Below are 520 nucleotides of genomic sequence, written 5' to 3'. Positions count from 1 at the left end.
ATATCTTCGTATAAGGAGGTGATCCAGCCCCAGGTTCCCCTAGGGCTACCTTGTTACGACTTCACCCCAGTCATGAACCACAAAGTGGTGAGCGTCCTCCCCGAAAGGTTAAACTACCCACTTCTTTTGCAGCCCACTCCCATGGTGTGACGGGCGGTGTGTACAAGGCCCGGGAACGTATTCACCGTGACATTCTGATTCACGATTACTAGCGATTCCGACTTCATGGAGTCGAGTTGCAGACTCCAATCCGGACTACGACGCACTTTTTGGGATTCGCTCACTATCGCTAGCTTGCTGCCCTCTGTATGCGCCATTGTAGCACGTGTGTAGCCCTACTCGTAAGGGCCATGATGACTTGACGTCGTCCCCACCTTCCTCCGGTTTATCACCGGCAGTCTCCCTGGAGTTCCCGACATTACTCGCTGGCAAACAAGGATAAGGGTTGCGCTCGTTGCGGGACTTAACCCAACATTTCACAACACGAGCTGACGACAGCCATGCAGCACCTGTCTCAGAG

The 520-nt window shown here is 53.7% G+C and carries 1 rRNA gene; it reads right to left on the bottom strand.

Annotation, left to right across the window (positions count from 1 at the left end):
* Positions 1 to 11: 11 nt before the first annotated feature.
* Positions 12 to 520: ribosomal RNA gene (locus A136_RS22010) — 16S ribosomal RNA — on the bottom strand; the annotation flags it as partial.

Origin of the sequence: Vibrio crassostreae 9ZC13 (assembly GCF_000272045.2) — a bacterium.
Taxonomy (GTDB): Bacteria; Pseudomonadota; Gammaproteobacteria; order Enterobacterales; family Vibrionaceae; genus Vibrio; species Vibrio crassostreae_C.
This window is presented reverse-complemented; position numbering and strand designations above follow the sequence as displayed.